Annotated in this window: 13 protein-coding genes; 9 read left to right on the forward strand and 4 right to left on the reverse strand. The window is 66.4% G+C overall.

The window, feature by feature from the left end:
• Positions 1 to 7 precede the first annotated feature (7 nt).
• From ACFOSH_RS08475 to ACFOSH_RS08485, 3 genes are all read left to right on the forward strand, one after another.
• Positions 8 to 502 carry a GtrA family protein gene (locus ACFOSH_RS08475; RefSeq protein WP_378238165.1) on the forward strand — a complete coding sequence of 165 codons (495 nt, stop codon included), beginning with the start codon at positions 8 to 10 and terminating at the stop codon, positions 500 to 502.
• 6 nt (positions 503 to 508) lie between these two features.
• A complete protein-coding gene (locus tag ACFOSH_RS08480) occupies positions 509 to 2,434 on the forward strand; it encodes a glycosyltransferase (RefSeq protein WP_378238166.1) in 1,926 nt (641 codons plus the stop codon).
• Between the two features lie 120 nt (positions 2,435 to 2,554).
• Complete coding sequence (locus tag ACFOSH_RS08485; RefSeq protein WP_378238168.1) at positions 2,555 to 3,568, forward strand: acyl-CoA dehydrogenase family protein; 1,014 nt, start codon at positions 2,555 to 2,557, stop codon at positions 3,566 to 3,568.
• On the opposite strand, the gene ACFOSH_RS08490 is transcribed toward ACFOSH_RS08485, so the two are convergent.
• Positions 3,565 to 3,807, reverse strand: coding sequence for a hypothetical protein (locus ACFOSH_RS08490; RefSeq protein WP_378238169.1), 243 nt, complete (start codon positions 3,805 to 3,807; stop codon positions 3,565 to 3,567). The genes ACFOSH_RS08485 and ACFOSH_RS08490 overlap by 4 nt on opposite strands.
• 114 nt (positions 3,808 to 3,921) lie before the next feature.
• On the opposite strand from ACFOSH_RS08490, the gene ACFOSH_RS08495 reads away from it, so the two are divergent.
• From ACFOSH_RS08495 to ACFOSH_RS08510, 4 genes are all read left to right on the forward strand, one after another.
• The gene (locus tag ACFOSH_RS08495; protein ID WP_378238170.1) at positions 3,922 to 4,686 is read left to right on the forward strand and encodes an ESX secretion-associated protein EspG; all 765 of its coding nucleotides are present in this window, start codon (positions 3,922 to 3,924) and stop codon (positions 4,684 to 4,686) included.
• A gap of 154 nt (positions 4,687 to 4,840) precedes the next feature.
• Positions 4,841 to 5,317, forward strand: coding sequence for a hypothetical protein (locus ACFOSH_RS08500; RefSeq protein WP_378238171.1), 477 nt, complete (start codon positions 4,841 to 4,843; stop codon positions 5,315 to 5,317).
• A 5-nt stretch (positions 5,318 to 5,322) separates the two neighbouring features.
• Positions 5,323 to 5,871 carry a DUF3558 family protein gene (locus ACFOSH_RS08505; protein WP_378238172.1) on the forward strand — a complete coding sequence of 183 codons (549 nt, stop codon included), beginning with the start codon at positions 5,323 to 5,325 and terminating at the stop codon, positions 5,869 to 5,871.
• A 12-nt stretch (positions 5,872 to 5,883) separates the two neighbouring features.
• Positions 5,884 to 7,365: a hypothetical protein gene (locus ACFOSH_RS08510; RefSeq protein WP_378238173.1), complete on the forward strand. Its 1,482-nt coding sequence runs from the start codon at positions 5,884 to 5,886 to the stop codon at positions 7,363 to 7,365.
• A gap of 54 nt (positions 7,366 to 7,419) precedes the next feature.
• Here the strand turns inward: ACFOSH_RS08510 and glfT1 are convergent, their stop codons facing one another.
• The 3 genes from glfT1 to wzm are packed head-to-tail and all read right to left on the reverse strand — an operon-like array spanning position 7,420 to position 10,106.
• A complete protein-coding gene (glfT1, locus tag ACFOSH_RS08515; protein ID WP_378238174.1) occupies positions 7,420 to 8,328 on the reverse strand; it encodes a galactofuranosyltransferase GlfT1 in 909 nt (302 codons plus the stop codon).
• On the reverse strand, positions 8,325 to 9,149 hold the full coding sequence (gene wzt / locus ACFOSH_RS08520) for a galactan export ABC transporter ATP-binding subunit Wzt/RfbE (RefSeq protein WP_378238175.1): 825 nt from the start codon (positions 9,147 to 9,149) through the stop codon (positions 8,325 to 8,327). The genes glfT1 and wzt overlap by 4 nt, the downstream gene beginning before the upstream one ends.
• Before the next feature lie 3 nt (positions 9,150 to 9,152).
• Positions 9,153 to 10,106 (reverse strand): galactan export ABC transporter permease subunit Wzm/RfbD, encoded by a 954-nt coding sequence (gene wzm, locus ACFOSH_RS08525; protein WP_378238177.1) that lies wholly within the window; start codon positions 10,104 to 10,106, stop codon positions 9,153 to 9,155.
• A 105-nt stretch (positions 10,107 to 10,211) separates the two neighbouring features.
• On the opposite strand from wzm, the gene ACFOSH_RS08530 reads away from it, so the two are divergent.
• Complete coding sequence (locus ACFOSH_RS08530) at positions 10,212 to 11,453, forward strand: polysaccharide pyruvyl transferase family protein (protein WP_378238178.1); 1,242 nt, start codon at positions 10,212 to 10,214, stop codon at positions 11,451 to 11,453.
• A gap of 205 nt (positions 11,454 to 11,658) precedes the next feature.
• Positions 11,659 to 20,424 carry a DNA/RNA non-specific endonuclease gene (locus ACFOSH_RS08535; RefSeq protein WP_378238179.1) on the forward strand — a complete coding sequence of 2,922 codons (8,766 nt, stop codon included), beginning with the start codon at positions 11,659 to 11,661 and terminating at the stop codon, positions 20,422 to 20,424.

Here is a 20,424-nt window from a genome sequence, read left to right on the forward strand (position 1 = left end):
TAGAGCAGTGGTGGCGACCGACCCGAAAGCCGGTGCGACGGCAGCAGAGCCGTCCACCCCTGGGCTGCTCGGGCAGCTCATCCGCTTCGGCCTCATCGGCGGCTTCTGCGCCCTGGTCGATTTCGGCGTCTACCAGGGGCTTCGTGCTCTCGGGATGGACGCGACGCCGTGGGTGGACATCGCCCGCGCGCTCAGCTTCATCCTGGGCACCACGACCGCCTTCTTCCTGAACCGCAAGTTCACCTTCGCCGGTGGACGCCAGGAAGGCGCACGTCAGATCGGTAGCTTCGTACTCCTGTACGCCGTGACTTTCCTCGTCGCAGTCGGCGTCAACCGCACGATGCTGCACGTCCTGCCGGACTCGGCCTGGAAGGCCACTTTCGGCTGGGTCGTTTCGCAGGCAACCGCGACCGTGATCAATTTCGTCATGCTCAAGTGGTTCGTTTTCCGTGAGCCCCGCCCAGTCTCAAGCCCAGTCGTGTCAAGCACAGAGGAGAACTGAGGATTCATGCCCGGTAAAGCCGCCGTCACCGGAGAGGCCCCGAGCGCCATGGTGAGCACTATCGACGACACCCGCTTCGCGGAACGCACCCCGCAGGGCCGTCTCACCGCGCAGCGCGGGCTCTACGCCGGCCCGGCCCCCATCGTCAGCAAGGACCTCTACGCCGAACTCGAATGGGGCAGTGCCGTGCGCGAACGCGCGGGCATCGCCATCGAGCCGGCGTCGAAGGTGTCCGGCAACACCTACTTCGGGCGCTTCCCCGCGAGCTACTGGCAGCGCTGGACCGACGTGACCGAGGTCGCGGTCGAGGCCGTCGTCACCGGCGACGGTCAGCTGTCCGTCGGCGCTTCCGACATCGAGGGTGACGCGCGTGTGGTCGCCGCCGAGATCGTCGCGGGCGCGAAGCAGCGGAAGGTGACACTCACCGCGAAGCTCGACAAGTTCTACGACGGCGGCGCGCTCTGGCTCGACATCGAGACCGAGGGCGGCCAGTCGCTGCGCGTCGAGAACGTCCGCTGGACGGTCGAAGCGCCGGAGAAGATCCGCCCGACCGCGGTGACCATCTGCACGATGAACCGGGCCGACGACTGCCTGTCGAACCTGCAGGCGCTCGCCGCCGACGTCTCCTCGCTGGAGACGCTCGACGCGATCTACGTCGCCGACCAGGGCACCGACCTCGTCGAGTCGCGCGACGGCTTCGAGCAGGTCACGAAGGACCTCGGCGACAAGCTGCACTACATCAAGCAGCCGAACCTCGGCGGCGCCGGCGGGTTCACCCGCGGCCTCTACGAGGTCGCCGGGCACACCGAGACCGAGCACGCGAACGTCCTGTTCATGGACGACGACGTGCTGCTCGAGCCGGACCTGGTGATCCGGATGACCGCGTTCTCCAACCGCACGGTCAACCCGGTCATCGTCGGCGGGCAGATGCTGAACCTGCTGCACCCGAACCAGCTGCACGTCGGCGCCGAGTACGCCCGGCTGAACACGCTGGAGCCCGGTCAGCCGGTCACGCACTCGCTCTCGACCGCCGACCTGCTCGGCGTCGACGAGGAGACCCTCAAGCCGAACCGCCAGGAACGCCGCCTCGACGCCGGGTACAACGGCTGGTGGTCGTGCCTGATCCCGTACGAGGTCGTCAAGGCCACGGGCTACCCGCTGCCGTTCTTCTTCCAGTGGGACGACGCGGAGTACAGCTACCGCGCACGGGGCGCGGGCTTCCCCACGGTCACCCTTCCGGGCGCCGGCGTCTGGCACGCCGACTTCCACTGGAAGGACTGGGACGAGTGGCACCGCTACTTCAACCTGCGGAACTCGATCATCACCGCCGCGCTGCACTCGCCGTTCAACCTGAACCTGCTCTCGCGCGTGCTCATCGCGCAGCTGGTCCGGTACCTGCTCGGCATGCAGTACGGCCTGTCCGCCACGCTGATCAAGGCCGTCGAGGACTTCCTCGAAGGGCCGGAGGTCCTGCGTGACGGCGGCGTCGCCGCGATGAAGGAGATCCGCCGGATCCGCGACGAGTACCCCGAGACCAAGCGGCACAAGGCCACCGACGTCCCGGGTATCGCGTCGAACGACATCGGCATCATCAACAGCGCGCCGCGGCCCAGCATGCAGCGCCTGGTGCTGATCAAGCGGATCCTCGACCGGGTGCTCGGCCGCAGCCGTCACTCGCTCGGCGCGATCCCGATCGACGAGGCCCACTGGTGGCACGTCGCGACCTTCGACACGGCCGTCGTCACCGACGCTTCGCAGGAGGGTGTGCGGGTCCGCTCGTACGACCGCGTGAAGATGTTCGAGCTGGCACGGAAGGGCGCGAAGACGATCCAGCGGCTCCGCAAGGAAGGCGCGGCGGTGCAGGAGCAGTACAAGCGCTCCATGCCCGAGCTGACGTCGCGGGACAACTGGAAGCGGCTCTACGAGCTGTAGTCCGCTCCGCTCAAGAGAGTGCTATGAAAGGTCCTTTCCTTGCAAATTTCGCAAGGAAAGGACCTTTCATAGCGTTCGGGGCACCCCACAGTCGACTGAAGTAAGGGTAGCCTTACTCGCATGACGGATCTGGTCGCCCGAGCCCAAGCCCTCGCTGATGACCTTCTCTTCCCGGCAGCCGCCGAAGTCGACCTCAAGGGCGAAGTCCCTTCGAGTCACTTTGACGCCCTCGCGGCCGAAGGCTTCTACGCCCTCGCGGCGCCCAAGGAAGCCGGCGGTCCCGGCGTCGACCTCCCGACGATCGTCGGAGTCCTCGAAGCCCTGGCGGGCGGCTGCCTCAGCACGATGTTCACCTGGGTCCAGCACCACGGCCTGGTCGCCGGACTGTCCCTCACCGACCGCGCGGACCTGCGCGAGCGCTACCTCCCGGCGCTGCTGACCGGCGAACTCAAGGCGGGCGCCTCGTTCGCCGCGGTGATCCCGACCCCGCCGAGGCTGCGCGCGGAACGCGTCGAGGGCGGATACCTGCTCGACGGCGAAGCCCCGTTCGTCAGCGGCTGGGGCATCATCGACCTGCTCCAGCTCTGCGCCAGGGACGGCGACACCGTCGTCAGCGCGATCATCGACCCGGTGGCGGGGAAGCAGGTGGAGGTCCAGCCGCTCGACCTCGTCGCGGCACAGGGCACGTCCACCGTGCACCTGGCCTTCACCCGCTACTTCCTGACCGACGACCGCGTCTACGGAAAGGTCCCGCACGCGGACTTCATCGCGGGCAACACCTTCGTCTCCCGCCTCAACGGCTGCGCGCCGCTGGGGCTGGCCGCCAGGGCCGCGCGACTGCTCGAAGTCCTCGGGAAGGCCGACGTCGCCGCCGGGATCAGGGCCGAGATCGTCACCGTTCGCGCGCGGCTCGACGCGGCCCTCGCCAATCCGCCCGCGCTGCCCGCGGCCCGGGCGGCCGGCGCGGAACTCGCGTTCCGGGCCGCCGGCGCACTGGTCGCGGCCAACGGCAGCACGTCGGTCCTCGCCGGACGACACCCCCAGCGGCTCGTCCGGGAAGCCACCTTCCTGCTGGTCGCCGCCAGCCGCCCGGAGATCAAGTCGGGACTCCTGGAGCTCTTCTCGCGGGACTAGTGGAGCCCGAACACCCGGGTCTTGCGGTTCAGATCGTCGATGTAGGCGGCCGCGACGTGGGTGAAGTTGATCGCCACCTCGGAGTCGTCACTGGTCTGGATCGTCTGGACCGAACCGGTGCGGACGAAATGCGAGAGGTCCTTGGTCAGCCGTTCGGTTTCTTCCGTCGTGAGCGCGAAGAGCAGCGGCTCCCCACCGGTGGCGAGATGGAGCACGAGCGCGGGTTTCTGGTCTGCCATGAACCCATGGCACCAGCCTTGATCACGGCCGGGCAAGCGGGTTCGCTGCGGGCGTACCGGGCGCGTGGACTACGTTCATCCCGACGAACAAGACACCCGCGGGGGGAAAAGGCGATGCCGCATTCGTTCTCGCTGTCGCTGGCGGCGGTGGACATCCTGCTCGAACACGGCCGGTTCGGCCCGGCGCCGGTCCCGTTCGACGTCCCGCACATCGGCACCACGACCGATCAGCGCGCGCTGGTGCGCGAAGCCGTCTTCCGCGACCTCGAAGGCCGCGGCCTGATGCGCGGCGGCAGGCTCGACGCCGACGTCGAACTCGCGATCGCCACGTTCGTCAACCCGCAGCTCGCCGTCTGGACGGTCGCGCAGCTGGAGAAGGACAAGCAGCTGTTCGCGAGGTCGGCGACGAACGGCCAGTTCGCGGTCGTCGTGCGCCAGGAAGAAAACCTGCTCGTGTTCGAAGAGACCAGGCCGACCGCGATCGTCGCGTCGATCGTCGACCTGCTGCCGCTCACCCCGGCGGGACCGGGCCAGTCCGTCACCATCGCGAAGCCGGCGAGCGCGCCGAAGCGGCCTCGCAACGACGACGCGTACGACCCCTTCGCCAAGGTCAGCGGGCCCCGCTCCCACGGGTCGAACCCGCAGCAACGCCACGTGGAGCGGATCTTCGAGAAGCCGAAGACGCGCGTGGGCCAGTTCAGCGTGTTCATCCGCGGCGGTCAGGTCTTCCCGCCGCTGGCGTGGTTCGACACCGAAGCGGGCCGGTTCATGATGACCTCGCGTCAGGCGGCCGACGGGCAAAGTTGGCTGACCTATGCTCCGGCCGACAACGCGAGGATCGCGCAGCAGCTGTATGCCCAGCTCGAAGGCCAGTTCTGAACCAGCGGGAACCGGGCTGACGACCGTTTCGTCACAGTTCGGGCGCGTACCGCGATGATCGGCGAATAGGCTCGATCCTCGTTGCGCTGAGTGTTCGGCTAGTAGACTGCCGGGCGGTACGCACGGGCGAGCAGACGATGCAGTGGGGCGGACGATGGCTTTCGAAGCGGACGGCGGACAGGCGGCACCGAACTTCTCGATCGGCGCGGCCGTGGGCGCGGCGGCCAACTACGTCGCGGCGGGTGGCCTGAACCAGGCCGCGATCGCCAAGGTCAGCGCCGAGACTCAGAAGCTGGTCTCGGCCGCCAAGAGCGGCGGCTTCAAGATCAGCGAAGAGGGCGTCAAGCCGCTTCGTGAAGCCCTGGCGAACATGTCGGAAGAGCTCAGAGAGCTGAAGATCAAGACCATGGCGCTCAACGACGCGCCGCAGCTGGGTGGCCACCCCTACGGCAAGGCTGTCGCGGCCCACGACCACAAGGGCGCCGCCCAGTCGGCCAACTCCGCGAGCGCGGTCATCGGACAGTTCGAACAGGTGGTCAAGGACGCCGACGAGGCGCTGGCCAGGGCCGCAGGACTGTACAAGGGTGTCGAAGACCAAGCGATCGACGCCACCAAGAAGATTCAGGCTTGAGGACGATGAAGAAGCTCTACGTGGTGCCGCTCGCCGCGGCCGCCCTGGTACTGGCCGCGTGCTCCAGCGAGAAGCCGGGGAGCGCCAGTCCCGCGCCGTCGGCCCCTCCCGCGCAGTCGAGCGCGTCCAGCGCCCCGGCCACGTCCGGCGGGGACACGGCGTCGATCGACCCGTGTTCGCTCGTCAGCGCGGCGGACTTGGCGTCCTACGGCACCTTCAAGCCGCCGACCAGCGAAAACGCGGGCGGAGCCCGTCTCTGCACGCTGAGCAAGGAAGCGGCGACAGCCGCCGAAGGCCTCTCGATCGGTGTCGGCGTCCGTGACACCCAGGGGCTCGACACGGTGAGCGACGCCGGCAACGGCAAGACCAGCGGCAACGTCAACGGCCGCAAGGCGGTACTCGCACCCAGGCCTCCGGGTGGGTGCCTGATGGCTCTCGAACTCACGGCGTCGGCGCGGGTCGACGTCCTGATCGCGGGCGAAGACACCGAGAAGGCCTGCGGGATCGCCGAGAAGGTCGCAGACCTCGTCGAACCGAAGCTTCCGAAGGGCTAAGGGGGAATCAGGATGACCACGAAGACACCGAACCTGAGCGAGAAGCAGGTCTCCGACCTTTCACCCGCGGCGCGTGACACGTACTTCCAACAGAAGGCCCAGGAAGGCGTCGACCCCAGCGACGGCTGGCTTTTCGGCGCGGTCAAGCAGTTCATGGCCTCCGGGAAGGCGCACCAGCAGTCCCAGGAGGTCGGCGACAAGAACGTCGATCAGCTGACCAAGGACGGCGAGGTCAAGTACGTCGAGGGGCTGGAGCCGTCGAACGCGGACTACCAGGGCTACGAGCACGACAAGCTCGAACAGTTCGTCAACAGCAACTTGAACGTCGAGCAGGTCACCGAGGTCTCCACGGCGTACCACGACCTGCACAAGGCGTTCAGCACCTTCTCGACGACCATGGACAAGGCGGTCAGTTCGTCGCAGGGCACCTGGGAAGGTGACGCGGCGGGCAACGCGCAGGGCTATTTCAAGAGCCTCAGCAAGTGGTCCGAGGCGAACTCCCAGAACGCGAAGCTCGCCTCCGAGACGATCTACGACCAGGGCACCGCGGCTTCCACCGTGAAGAACACGATGCCCAAGCCGATCACCTTCAACTGGAAGGACGAGGTCGGCGGCTGGGTGACGTCGAACCCGTTCAACCTGGGCGACAACATCGACAAGTCCATCCAGAAGCAGAAGGACAGCCAGGACGCGCACACCGAGGCCGCCTCGGCCATGCACAACTACGACAAGGCCCTGTACGACGCCGCGTCGAAGCAGCCGTCGTTCGCCGAGCCGCCGAAGTTCGGCGTGGACGGCGGCGGCAACGGTGAGGACCCGGGCAAGTCCGGCCGCTACGAGGTGCCTCCCGGCTCGTCGAACCCGCCCGGCCACGGCAACCCCGGCAACACCTACATCCCGCCCGGCAGCGGTAGTGGAGGCAACGGCGGCGGTGGTGGCGGAGGCGGTGGCTCAGTCATCCCGCCGGGCTCCGGCAACATCCCCGGCCCGGGCAGCAGCACGGGTGCGGGCAGCATCCCCTCGAGCACGACACCGTCGGGCTTCCTGGGCAACCAGCCGCCGGTCGGCACGCCCGGCCCGAACAACAACATGAACGGCATGCCGATGAGCCCCATGCCGATGTCGCCCATGATGGGCGGCGGCATGGGCGACTCGGAGTACAACGGCCGAGGTGGCCGGAGCGGTGGCGGAAGCGGCTTCGGTCCCGGTGGCGGTTCGGGCTCGACGCCCGGTTCGGGTTCCGCGTCCGGCGCGGCCCGCCCCGGTGGTGTCGGCGCCGCCGAAGCGGCGGCAGGCCGCGGCATGGGCGGTCTCGGCGGTGGCGCCGCCGGTCGTGGCGGGCCCGGCATGGGCGGTGGCATGGGTGGCCGCGGTCAGCAGTCGGAAGGCGACGAAGACACCGAGCACCAGCGTCCGACGTACCTCGTCGAGGGTGACCCGGACGAGGTCTTCGGCACCGACATGCGCACCGCGCCGCCGGTCATCGGCGAATAGACAGACGAAAAAGGGGCCCCTCGCACGAGCGAGGGGCCCCTTTTTCCGTCTGACTCAGTAGCGGTAGAACTTTTCCTTGCGGCCCTGGCGCACCAGCTTCAGCCACTGCAGGAAAGCCTTCGGGTCCCGCTTCACCCCGACGAAGTACAGCCCGAACCGCACGACTTCGAGCGCGCCGATCTTGCGCATGCCCGGCTGCGACAGCAGATATCCGCGGTTGCGGTAGGTGTAGTAGCGCTTGACCTCGTTTTCCGGGTCCTGCGCGTGGAACCGGCCGCCCAGCATCGGTTTGAACTCGTCCGAGCCGTCCGGGTGCAGGTACGCGGTCTTCAGCGAGGTGCCGAACGGCAGCCCCGAACGCACCAGGCGCCGGTGCAGTTCGACCTCGTCGCCGCGGAAGAACAGCCGTAGGTCCGGCACGCCGACGACGTCCAAAGTGGACGCACGGAACAGCGCGCCGTTCATCAGCGAGGCGATGCCGGGCAGGAAGTCGACGCCCAGTTCCGACGACGAACGCTTCCAGGTCAGGCCGCGCCGCAACGGGAACGCGAGCTTGTCCGGCGCGTCGATGTTGGACACCACGGGGGAGATCTCGGCCAGATCCCGCTTTTCGGCCTCGTCCAGCAGGATCGCGAGGACGTTCTCGTCGGCGGGACGGCCGTCGTCGTCGGCCAGCCAGACCCAGTCCGCGCCCAGCGAAAGCGCGTGCAGCATGCCGAGCGCGAACCCGCCCGCGCCACCGAGGTTGCGGTGCGAAGGCAGGTACGTGAAGGGAAGCGGGTAGCTCTCGACGATGTCCCGCGCCGACTTGTCCGGCCCGTTGTCGACCACGACGAGGTGGTCGACGGGCCGTGTCTGCGCGGCGATCACCTTGAGCGAGTCCGCGAGCAGTTCCCGCCGATGGCGCGTGACGACCACGCCGACGACCGCGCCTTCGGGCAACTGCCGGGTCTCGCTGGTCATCCTTGACCGCCGTTCGTCAGCGACACCGTCTCGGGTTCGACGCCGAACCGCTCCAGCGTCTCCTTGCTCATGTTCTCGAACGGGTCGCGCCCCTTGTAGCCGGTGAGCACGTCACGCAGCGAACCGCGCTGCTTGACGTGTCCCTCGTCCATCCAGATCGCGGAGTCGCAGAGCTCGAAGAGGAACTCGTCGGAGTGGCTGGCGAACACCAGGATGCCGGACCGCTTCACCAGATCCTTCAGCCGGTCCTTGGCCTTGTTGAGGAACGCCGCGTCGACCGCGCCGATGCCCTCGTCGAGGATCAGGATCTCCGGGTCGATCGAGGTGACCACACCCAGCGCCAGCCGCACGCGCATACCCGTGGAGTACGTCCGCAGCGGCATCTGCAGGTAGTCGCCGAGTTCGGTGAACTCCGCGATGTCGTCGATGCGGGCTTCCATCTGCTTCGCGGTCATCCCGAGGAACAGGCCGCGGACGATGATGTTCTCCAGCCCGGAGATCTCCGGGTCCATGCCGATGCCGAGGTCGAAGACCGGCGCGATCTTGCCCGAGATCTTCGCCGAGCCACGCGTGGGCTCGTAGATCCCGGACAGCAGTCGCAGCAGGGTCGACTTCCCGGCACCGTTGTGGCCGACCAGTCCGACGCGGTCGCCCTGCTTCAGCGAGAGCGTCACGTCGTGGAGGGCTTCGATGATCGGCACCTTGCTCTCGGTGCCGATCTTGCCGCCGACCTTGCCCAGAACGCGCTTCTTCAGCGAGCGGGTCTTCGCGTCGAAGATCGGGAAGTCGACGTAGGCGTTGTGCACATCAATGCTGACCATCTGTCACACCCAATAAGAGACGCGGGAACGGTAATTGCGCATCGCGACCAGCGCGAGGATCCAGCCGATGACGGTGATGCCGAGCACCACGTACCAGCTGTTGATGCTGACTTCCTGTCCGATCAGCGGCGCGCGCACGATCTGGATGAAGTGGAACAACGGGTTGCCGTGGACGAACGGCAGCGCCCACGAGGTGTTCGCACGGGCGCCGCCCGCCAGCAGCTGGTCGATCGGCCACACGATCGGCGTCAGGTAGAAGAGCAGCTGGATGATCGAGCTGATCACCTGCGGGATGTCTCGGTAGCGGGTCGAGATGATGCCCAGCAGCAGGGTGACCCAGCCGGCGTTCAGCGCGAGCATGAAGAAGCCGGGGATCGCGGTGAGCGAGTACCAGCCGATGCCGGGGTGGCAGATGCCGGAGTAGCCCGGATTGCAGTTGCCGGTGTTCAGTGAGTACGGATGGTTGAGCGCGGTGTAGAAGATCGCCACGACGATCACGTAGACGATCAGGTTGTGCATCAGCATCAGGGTCTGACGCCACACCGTGCGCAGCACGTAGACCGACAGCGGCGCCGGGAGCTGTTTGATCAGCCCCTCGTTGGAGATGAAGGTCTCCATGCCCTCGGACAGGCAGCCGCTGATGAAGCCCCAGATGATGAACCCGGTGCTGATGTAGGGCAGGAACGTCGCCGTCGGCATGCCGAACAGCTGTGAGTACAGGAGTCCCAGGCCCAGCGCGATGACACCCTGGCTGATGGTGATCCAGAACGGGCCGATCACCGAGCGGCGATAGCGCTGCTTGATGTCCTGCCAGCCGAGGTGTCCCCAAAGCTCTTTGGCGGCGAACCCGGTCTTGATGTCGGCGAACGCGCGCGAAAACGTCTTGCTGTCCGAAATCGGCGGAACCGAGGTCGGCGCAGCACTGTCGGCGGCGTTAACCGTGCTGGTGGCATGCACGGGAACGAGGGTACCGATGGGGCCGATCGGGCCTGGGCCGCCCCGTCTCGAGGTGGTTTCGCGCTCCCGCTCCAGTAACGGTGTGTGCGGCGTTACGATGCACGGATGCCGGTCCCCGACAGAACGGCTTCGGTTTCGAAGCCTGCCCAGCGCGCGCTGTATTACCTGGTCGCGCCGGTCGGTCACCCCAATTACGGTGACGAACTCATTGCCGCGAGCTGGCTCCGGCATCTGGCTGAAGTGGCGCCCGACGCGGATGTATGGGTCGACACCCATTCGCCCGGTCCCGCCGCCGTCCTCCTCGACGGGCTGCATCCGCGAGCGAAGTTCACGGACACACTGTGGCGTCTCTGCTGGGAGGCCCCTTCCGAGGACCCGTGGCAGGCGGCCGCGTGGGTCCGGGAAGCCATCTACAACCCCGGCATGATGCCCAGGCTGCATCACGGGATCGAGCTGCTCGCGACGGTCGATGTGGTGCACGTCGTCGGTGGTGGCTACATCAACAAGCTCTGGCCCAAGCAGATCGGCCTCCTGGCCGGAGCGGCGGCCGCCGCCGAGCGTTCCGGTGGCCGGGCGGCCATGACGGGGCAGGGGCTGCTACCCGCTTGCGACGACGTCGCGCCGTTGCTGCGTGCGCTGGCCGACCGGTTCGAGATCGTGGAAGTCCGCGACGACGCTTCCGCGGAGCTGCTGGACCTTCCCGTGGGGCTCGACGACGCGTTCATCGGTATCGGCTCGCACCTCTACGAGGAGGCCGAGGAACTGCCCGAGGTCATGCTCTGCATCCAGTCCGATCTGGTGGAGGTCGGGGTCGGCAAGCTGGCGGGCGCGGTGCTTTCGATGCTGCGCTCGTGGAAGATCCCGCCTGAGAAGATCGGCGTCGTCGAAGGCGTGCCTCGCGTCGACCGCGAGGTGTTCGCCCTGCTCGAGCGAGAGTTGCCGGGCGCCCGGTTCTACCCGTTTTCGCACATCTGGACACACGGGCTTCCGGTCTCGCCTCGGCAGACCTGGATCTCCACCAGGTTCCACCTGCACATGCTGGCCGCGGCGGCGGGTGCTTCGGGAGTCGCGGTTTCGATCCACCCCGACTACTACGCGACGAAGCATCGTTCTCTCGCGGCGCTCGGGTCCAACTGGACCCTGCTGGAGGACCTGAGTCAGGTACCCGATCGACCGAAGGCGGGCGGATACACACCCGACGCGTTGGCCGGTTTCAAGAAGGCGAAACTCGATCTGGCGAAGTCCGTCTACGCACCTGTGATCCGCCCCGTCCCGGAGCCTGACGGGCCTCCGGAGGCTCAGGTGACTCCGCTGCGCAGGCGGTGGGCGCGGCTCATTCGCAGTTGATCGTTCGGCCACTTGGAGTACATGGGATGTTTCGTTCCGTTACGGCATTCGAGTAGTTCGTGCTCTGGCCCGTTGACTGATCGTTTTACGCCCACTTAACGTTTCGTTCGGCGTCGGGGGACGACCGTTCGGTCTGTGGGGGTACGTCACTGTGGCGCGTTCACGTGTGGTCAATGCTGCGCGGAACTGGTTGATTCTCGGCCTCGTGCTGGCCGTCTTGCTTCCTGTGGCCGGCTCGGCCGTCGAGTACGCCAAACCGGCCGAGCCGTTGCCGCTGGGAGCTTCGCTCGACTCGCCCGAGCAGAGACCGGGCACCGGGCAGGGTTCGGGGAGAGACGAAAGACCGAGACTCGAGCCTCGCGACACTCCTCGTCCTCCCGGCGCGGTGGCCGACTCGGCCGCCGCGCCGCCTCAGGTCAACGGTGTGGTCAACGGCGGGAAGCACGTCAAGCCGGCCGTCGACCAGCGAAGCGGGTTGCCGGCGATCGATCCCCAAGCCGTCGAGCGGCCACAGGACCGCACGGCGGACACCCAGACGTTCGACAATCCAGACGGCAGCCGCACGCTTCGGGTGCACACCGGACAAGCGAACGTTCGGAAGGCCGACGGCGGCTGGGCCCCGGTCGACCTGAACCTGCAGGCGGGCCCGGATGGCCGGTGGTCCCCGAGGAACGCCCCGACCGCTGTCAGCTTCGCACCGCTCGCGAACGCGGGGCAGGTGGCCACCGTCCGGTTGGACGGCGGCCACACGCTGGCTTACGCCCTTCAGGAAGCCACTCCCGCATCAGCGCGACCGGCCGCGGAGAGCGTGACCTATCCCGGTGCCATGCCGGACGTGGACCTGCGTTTGTCGGCCACCGGTGACGGGCTCAAAGAGGAACTCGTCCTGCACTCGTCGAAGGCGCGAACGAGTTATGCCTTCACCCTGCATACCGGCGCGCTTCGTCCGCGGATCGTCGATGGCGACGTCAAACTGATCGACCCGGCCGGCACGGTGCGGGGAGTCATTCCCGCCGGTTTCATGGTCGACGGCAAGGTCGATCCGGTGACCGGGACCGGTGTCCGGAGCGAGGGCGTCCGGTACTCGCTCGCGCAGACCGGTGCCGAGGCTTGGACCCTGCGAGTCGATCTGGACACGGCTTGGCTGCGTGATCCGAGTCGCGTCTTTCCCGTCGTCGTGGACCCGAGTGTCGGGAAGGTCTGGGTCAACGAGGACACCTACGTCAAGTCCGGTACGACGCAGAACAATTCGGGGAACATCGAACTCGAGGTCGGTTCGCCGAACGGCGGGAGGACCATCTCCCGTTCGTACCTGAAGCTCGAGTCCGTTTCCGCCGCCCTTCGGAACCAGTACATCATCGGGGCGACGCTCGACGTGCTGGCCATTCATTCGTGTCAGACACGCCCGGTCACCCTGTTCGAGGTCACCCAAGGCTGGGGCAACAACGCGGTGTGGCCGGGAGCGGCGGCGGGCCGGGCGCTCGCGACCGTGGACGTTCCGGCGTTGGGCGCGGGGTGCGCGGGTCAGTACCTGACCCAGTTCGTCCTGCCACAGGACATCGCCATCCAGTGGTCGCACGGAACGGCTTTGGGCAACGGTTTCACCATCCGCGCCGCCAACGAAGGCGACAGCGCGGCTTTCAAACGCTTCGCCTCCGCCAACACCCCTAACAAGCCGTACCTGGATGTTCGCTACGCGCCGGAAGGCGCCGCTTACGAGCTTACCGACGTCCTCCTGCCGACCAACACGCGCGAGGGAACGTTCACTGCGAAGGTCACGAACCAGGGTTCGTCCACGTGGGCGGCCGGTGGCGGATACCGGCTGGGTTATCTGGTCAAACAGAACGGCACGGTGATCAAGACCTCACAGGGAGTCGCGCCGGGCGTGGACGTGCCGCCCGGTGGCCAGGCGACCATCACGGTGCCGCTGACCGCGTTGGCCCCGGGTGACTACGAACTTCTGCTGACCATGTGGAATCCCGCGAACGAGGACTTTCACGTCGTCTACGAGGTTCCCTACGGTTCAGCTCCGCTGAAGGTCCAGAACACTCCACCGGGGTCCAACTACCAGCAGCCCGGAAACGGCGCGACGGTCGAATCCTTGACGCCTACCTTGTTCGCCCGTGCCGTCGATGACGACAACTGGCCGAACAAGGGGTTCACGTTCCAGTTCCGGATCTGCGCCGATGCCGCGCTGACTCAGAACTGCACGGATTCCCCGTGGGGCCCCGAAAGCTGGGTGCCGCCGGGAGGCAAGCTGGCCTGGAGCAAGACCTACTACTGGGGCGTCAAGACCCATGACACGGTGAGCCCGTCGCCGAACTGGGTCGGCCCGCTGGCGCTGACCACGCGCGTTCCGCAGCCGGAGATCACCTCGCACCTCGCGGGCAGTCCGGACACCGTGAACGGTCCTGGTCTCGATCCGCAGATCGGGAACTATTCGACCGTCGTCACCGACGCCAACGTCGCCACCGTCGGTCCCGATCTCACCATCACGAGGACGTACAACAGCCTGGATCCCCGTAGGGACACCGCATTCGGCGTCGGCTGGGCGTCCCGGCTGGACACCCGGCTCGTCCCGAACCGGTCCGCGCAGAACGTCGTCGTCGACGTCCTGCTGACCTATCCGAACGGCAGGCAGGCCAGGTTCGGCCGTAACCCGGACGGTTCCTTCGCGCCGCCGATGGGCCAGAACGTCGATCTTGTCTACGACAGTGGCACCGGCTACTACACGCTCAGGGACGTCACCGGCAGTCGCTGGCTGTTCGACAACGCGGGCAAGCTGATCCGGATCACCGACCCGGCAGGGCTCACCGAGCATCTCGAGTACGACACTTCCGGGCACGTGACCGCGGTGGTGAACGACGTATCCGGGCGCTCCCTGGGAATCACTTGGACGGGCGCGCACGTCACCAAGGTGCAGACACCCCCGCCCGCCGCCGGGCAGGATCCGTTGACCTGGAACTACACCTACGACGGCGACACGTTGACCGGTGTCTGCGCTCCCGGCGCGGCACCGAACTGCACGACCTACGGGCGTCTCGCCGGTTCGCACTACCGCAGTTCGGTCATGGACGACGGGCCGCGCGGCTACTGGCGGCTCAACGAGGACAGCGGGCCGACGACGGCGAACGCCGCGGCTCGCACGCCGGGCGCCGACTCCGGCAGGCAGAACGGCCTCGGCTTCGGGGCGGTTGGAGCACTCGGCGGCACGACCGACACAGCCGCGGTCTTCGACGGCATGGCCAGTCACCTGACTCTGCCGGACGACCTGCTCAAAGAGAACATGTCGGTCTCCGCCGAATTGTGGTTCAAGACCGGGGCGAGCGGGACCCTGCTCAGCTATGCCGATCAGGCCTTCCCCGCCACCGCACCCGCCAAATGGCGACCTTTGCTCTACGTGGGAATCGACGGTCACCTCTACGGTGGGTTGTCGGCCCGTAACGTGACCGGGCCGAGCCAGGTGATCAGTACGAACCCGGTCAACGACAACGGCTGGCACCACGCGGTGCTGACGTCCGAGGTCGATCGCCAGACGCTGTACCTCGATGGCGGGGCCATCGGAACGATCACCGGGCTGATCGACCACGGGACGCTGGGCAAACTGGTGGTCGGCGGCGGTGTCGGCAAGAACTTCCCGTCGACGAACGGCGGCGACTTCTACTTCAACGGTTCGATCGACGAGGTCGCGCTCTACCAGCACACCTTGAGCCCGTTTGCTGTCGGGCAGCACTTCGGTGCCGCACGGACGATCGACCAGCTCACGAAGATCACCTTGCCGCAGGACGGTCGAGTCTTCGCCGAGATCGGTTACGACGATCGAGCCGACCGGGCGAAGGCGCTCACCGATCACGATGGTCGCAAGTGGACACTCGACCTGCCGCTGCGCAACAACGCGGAGCGCACGGTCGCGCTGCGCGGCCCCTACCCGGAGTGGACGTACAAGTTCGACGCGGATCAGGGTGGTCGCCAGACCTCGATCGTCCACAAGGGATTCGACAAACACTGGGAGTACAACGAAAAGGGCTTCCTGAAGGCCACCGTCGACGAGCTGGACAACCGGGTCGAGCAGACCACGGACGACCGGGGCAACGTGCTGAGCCGCAAGACCTGCCGGGCTGTGGGGTCGTGCAACACTTCGTACTTCACGTATGTCACCTCGTCCGACCCGTTGGACCCGAGGCGCGACAAGGTCGCCACCAGCTCGGATGCGCGTTCTTCGAACGCCACGGACACCCGGTTCCGGACGTTGTACGCCTATGACACCGCCGGCAGGCTCACCACGACGACGTTCCCGATCCCGGCGGGGCAGATCGCCGCGCCGACCGAGGTGAGGACCTACGCCAACGGCACCGAAACCGCCGAAGGCGGGGGCAAGGTGCCCGCAGGGGTGCTGATACAGGCCACCGACCGGCGGAACCAGGTCGCGACCAACGCGTTCCGGGCGAATGGTGACTTGGCCTTCACCCGGGACGTGATGGGGCTGGTCACGGCGTACACCTATGACGGCATAGGCAGACGCCTGTCCCAGCGGGAGGGCAACGCCGCCGGCGGGGTGTTCGGGACCAAGAACTTCGAGTACACGCCGAAGGCCGAAATCGCGAAGATCACCGGACCGGCGGCGACCAACACGATCACCGGTGTGACGCACACTCCCGTCACCAGCAACGTCTACGACGGAAACGGCAACCTGCTGGAGGCGACGGTCTCCGATGCGACAGGAGGGGACGTCGCTCGGAAGACCACGTTCGGCTACAACGCCTTCGATCAGCGGGTCAGCGTCAATTACCCGGATGGCGGCGTGGTCCAGTACGAGCGCTCGCCTGACCTGCTCAAGGTCGTCACCACCGATGTCCTCGGCACGAAATGGACCGATCAGTTCGACGACGAGCACCGGCTGTTGTCGCGAGTGGCCAGCGGCATCGGAGCCGATCCCGCCACTTCGGGCATGGGCAGCTTGCGGGTCGAGAACCGGAGCTATGACCCCACCGGGCGACTCGAGCGGGTTCAGGACGCGATGAACCGTGCCACCCGGTACGGCTACTACGGCGACGGCTTGCTCGCCACGACAACCTTGGAGGGATATCAGCCTCCGTCCGGACCGGCTCGGGACGTTCTGCTGGAGCAACGCGTCTACGATCCCGCCGGAAACCTGACGCAGCAGGTCACCGCAGGCAACCGGAAGACGTCGACAGTTTACGACGCCGCCGGTTACGCCACGGAGTCCACAGTGGACCCGGATGGTGTGAAGCGGAAGACCACCTTCGTTCGAGATGGCGCGGGCAATCCCACCCGCGCTTCCTCGACCGGTGCGGCCGATCCCGCGCGCATCGAGACGACCGACTTCACCTACGCGCCCAACGGCAGTGTTCGCAGGCAGGACACGAACGCGTCGACGGGCCTGGTCCTGTCGTCGACCACGACTTACGACGAACGTGGGCTGGCGGTGGCGAACACCGACCGGCGACAGGTCGAAACCCGCAACACCTATGACGCGGCCGGACAACCCGTCTCGACGATCAAGCCGGCCGTGGACGTTTGGGTCAACGGTCAGAAGACCGCGAACGTGGAGCTGACCGAGTCTTTGGGGCACAACACGTTCGGCGAGGTCACCCAGTCCAAGGACAGCGCTGGGAACGTCACCACGACCGAGCGCGACAACATGGGCAGGGCGACCGCGGGGACTCTCCCCACCTATACACCTCCGGGCGGCCAGCCGATCGCTCCGGTGACCCGGACGGTCTATGACCGCGGGGGCAACGCGCTCACGGTCACCGACCACCTGAACCGCACCACCACGAACACCTACGACCCCTATGGCCGCGTCCTCACTTCGACGTTGCCGCAGGTCGGTGACACACCGTCGGTCCTGAAGTCTTCCTATAACGGGAACGGCGAACTTCTGAGCAGCACCGACGCGACCGGTGCCCGTGAGGAGTTCACCTACGACGAGCTCGGCCGGCGGATCACGGCGACGCAGGTCGAGCGCTATGGCGGTCAAAACGTCTTCTACACGGCCCGGACCGGATACGACGACGCCGGGAACGTCACCTCCCAAACCACTCCACAAGGCTTCGTCAGCACGACGGCTTACAACGGTGCGAACGACCTGATCGGCGCAACCGACGAGACCAACCGCACGGTGACGTACGGCTATGACAACTCGGGACGGCAGAACAGCGTCACCGACCCGACCGGTCTGGTCAGCACGAGGACCTATGACCTGGCGGGTCGGATGACCGGAACCGGGCAGGTCGTCGACGGCCAGCAGCAGCGTTCGTCTTCGTCCAGCTACGACGGTAACGGGAACGTGCTGCAGTCGGTCTCTCCGGAAGGCCGGACGGTCGACTACGGCTATGACTTCCTCAACCGGCTCGTCAAGCAGGTCGAGAAGGTCGACGCCACGAAGTCCATCACGACTTGGACCGGCTACGACCGGCTTGGCAGCCGCAGCCACTTCGTGGACGGCAAGGGCAACGCGACGGACTACACCTACAACCCTTGGGGACTGCCGGAATCGGTGATCGAACCCGCTGTCACGGGAGCCACCGCGTCCGCCGATCGTTCCTGGACCACCTCGTACGACGCTGTCGGACGTGCGACAAAGCTGGTCGCTCCAGGAGGCGTCACTCGCACGCGTGAGTACGACGACCAGGACCGGCTGACCATCGAGCGCGGCGCCGGCGCGGAACAGGCGACCACAGACCGCGCGTTCGGGTACGACCTGGCGGGCCGCGTCACGAAGGTCGGCAGTCCCGGCGGTGACACGCACTATCGCTACGACGACCGCGGCAACCTGCGAACCTCGCAGGGGCCCATGGGAACCGCCACCTACAGCTACAACGGCGACGGGACGCTCGCGACGCGAGCCGATGCGGCCGGAACCACGACGTTCACCTATGACGACGCGGGGCGGCTCTACTCGGCGGCGGACCCCATCACCGGTCGGACGGTGGACTACCGGTACGACAACGCCGGGCGGCTCTCTCTGACGAAGGACCGCGCGCTGTCCGGGCGGGTCACCCGCAACATCGGTTACGACAAACTCGGCAGGCTCGCGTCGGACAACCTGACGCAGTCGACCGACACCAGTACGCGAGTCGTGCTCGGCGACAGCTACGGGTACGACAAGGACGACAAGGTCACCTCGAAGACCTCGACACGTCCTGGTGCGCCCGCCACCAATGCCTACGGGTACGACGGTGTCGGTCGCCTGACCTCGTGGACCGCCGGAACCCAGCAGGCGACTTATGGCTGGGACGACGCGGGTAACCGATCATCGGTCAACGGCGCGGCCTACACCTACAACGAGCGAAATCAGCTCTTGTCCGGTGGCGGCGCCGCCTACACCTACACGAAACGCGGCACTGTCTCCGCGGTGACTCGTGGGAGCACCACGACGACGAGCGGTTTCGACGCCTTCGATCGGCTGGTCACTCAAGGCGCGACGAACTATCAGTACGACAGCGCGGACCGCGTCCACACCCGCAACAACGTCACCTTGACCTACGACGGCATGTCGAACGAGACCGTCACCGACGGCATGCGCACCGTGTCCCGTCTCCCCGACGGAACCGCGTTGAGTGACAAGGCCGGTGCCGGCGGGAAGCTGCTCTACGCCGACCGGCACGGCGATGTCGTCGGGCGCTATCTCGGCGCTGTCGTCGATGGTCAGCGGACGTTCGATCCGTTCGGTGTGGTGACCGCATCGTCGGGTGAGACTTCGAATCTGGGGTACCAGGGAGACTGGACCAGTCCGGATTCCGGCGACGTAAACATGACCGCGCGGTGGTACTCGCCGGAGCGCGGTGGGTTCCTTTCGCGGGATGACCAAACGCTTGACCCGAAGCCGTCAGTGGCCGCCAATCGCTACACGTACGGCAACAGCGATGTGATGGGAAACGTCGATTCCGACGGACATAACCCGATTGCCGTTGGAATCGGAGCTGTCGGAATCGGTTGGCAAATCGCCGGAGCCGTTCTGGTCGGTGCCGCGGCTTATGCCGCGATCGACAACTGTATTCGCAGCTGCACGTTGCCCTGGGCAGGAAGTCGAGTCGACGCTGTCGCCCGGCCGATCGCTTGGTCGACAACGAAGGAAGAAGTCGCAGAAGAGGCCTGGTGGCTGCGTGAGCAAGGACGAAATCCGGGGTTGGACGGGCCGCCGAGAGGGCCGGGAACTGGCCCCGGGCCGAAGGTAGGGGGCGGCAGGGGCGGGGGGCCCGGACCTCGGCCGACTCCGCCGAAGCCTCCGCCCCCTCCGCCTTGGGTGAGCGCCGCACTGCAGCAAGCGGTCAAGCTGGTGGCCGGTAAGACCGTAGCCAAGATCGCCGACGAGATCGACGTCGTGACTCAGAACACCAAGGTGAAGGAAAAGGGGGACGAGTACAGCAAGGATGAAAACCGGGTAACCGATATCGGCCCGAATAGTTGGTTGTACCGAGAGTACGAAAGAAGATATAAAACCGCTCCGGAAGGCGCAGTGCGCCCTGGGGAGGAGGAGAAAGACTACTGTGGAGGCTGGATCTCATATTCTCCACTGGATGAGCAGCTGCGTGCCACGGGTGCGACGGCCAAGTTGTGTGACCCTCTGGTGAAAGGTACGAAGACCGGTTCTAAAGCCCCTAAAGGGTACAAAGGGGCGGATGAGAACGGTGTCCCATTTGATAAGACGCATCTTATTGCTGCCTGGTTCGGCGGTTCGGGTACGAAGCTTGAAAACCTGATCCCCGCTTATCGGCGTGATGTCAACAGGTCTCAAATCAAACGTGTCGAATATGCGGTCGCTGACGCTGTGCAGAAGCGAAAAGAGACAGTTTACTATGTGGTAACCCCCGTGTACGACAACACGGGTGGAAACGTTCCCTCGTATGTGAAGTTATTTGCGATAGGCAGTGGTGGAACTTGTATCGACGTGATTGTTTCCAATGTCCCACGAAGGGAGACTCATTATGAGGGAGCCTGTGGGTGA

It is taken from the genome of Amycolatopsis speibonae, assembly GCF_042647925.1.
GTDB classification, from domain to species: domain Bacteria; phylum Actinomycetota; class Actinomycetes; order Mycobacteriales; family Pseudonocardiaceae; genus Amycolatopsis; species Amycolatopsis speibonae.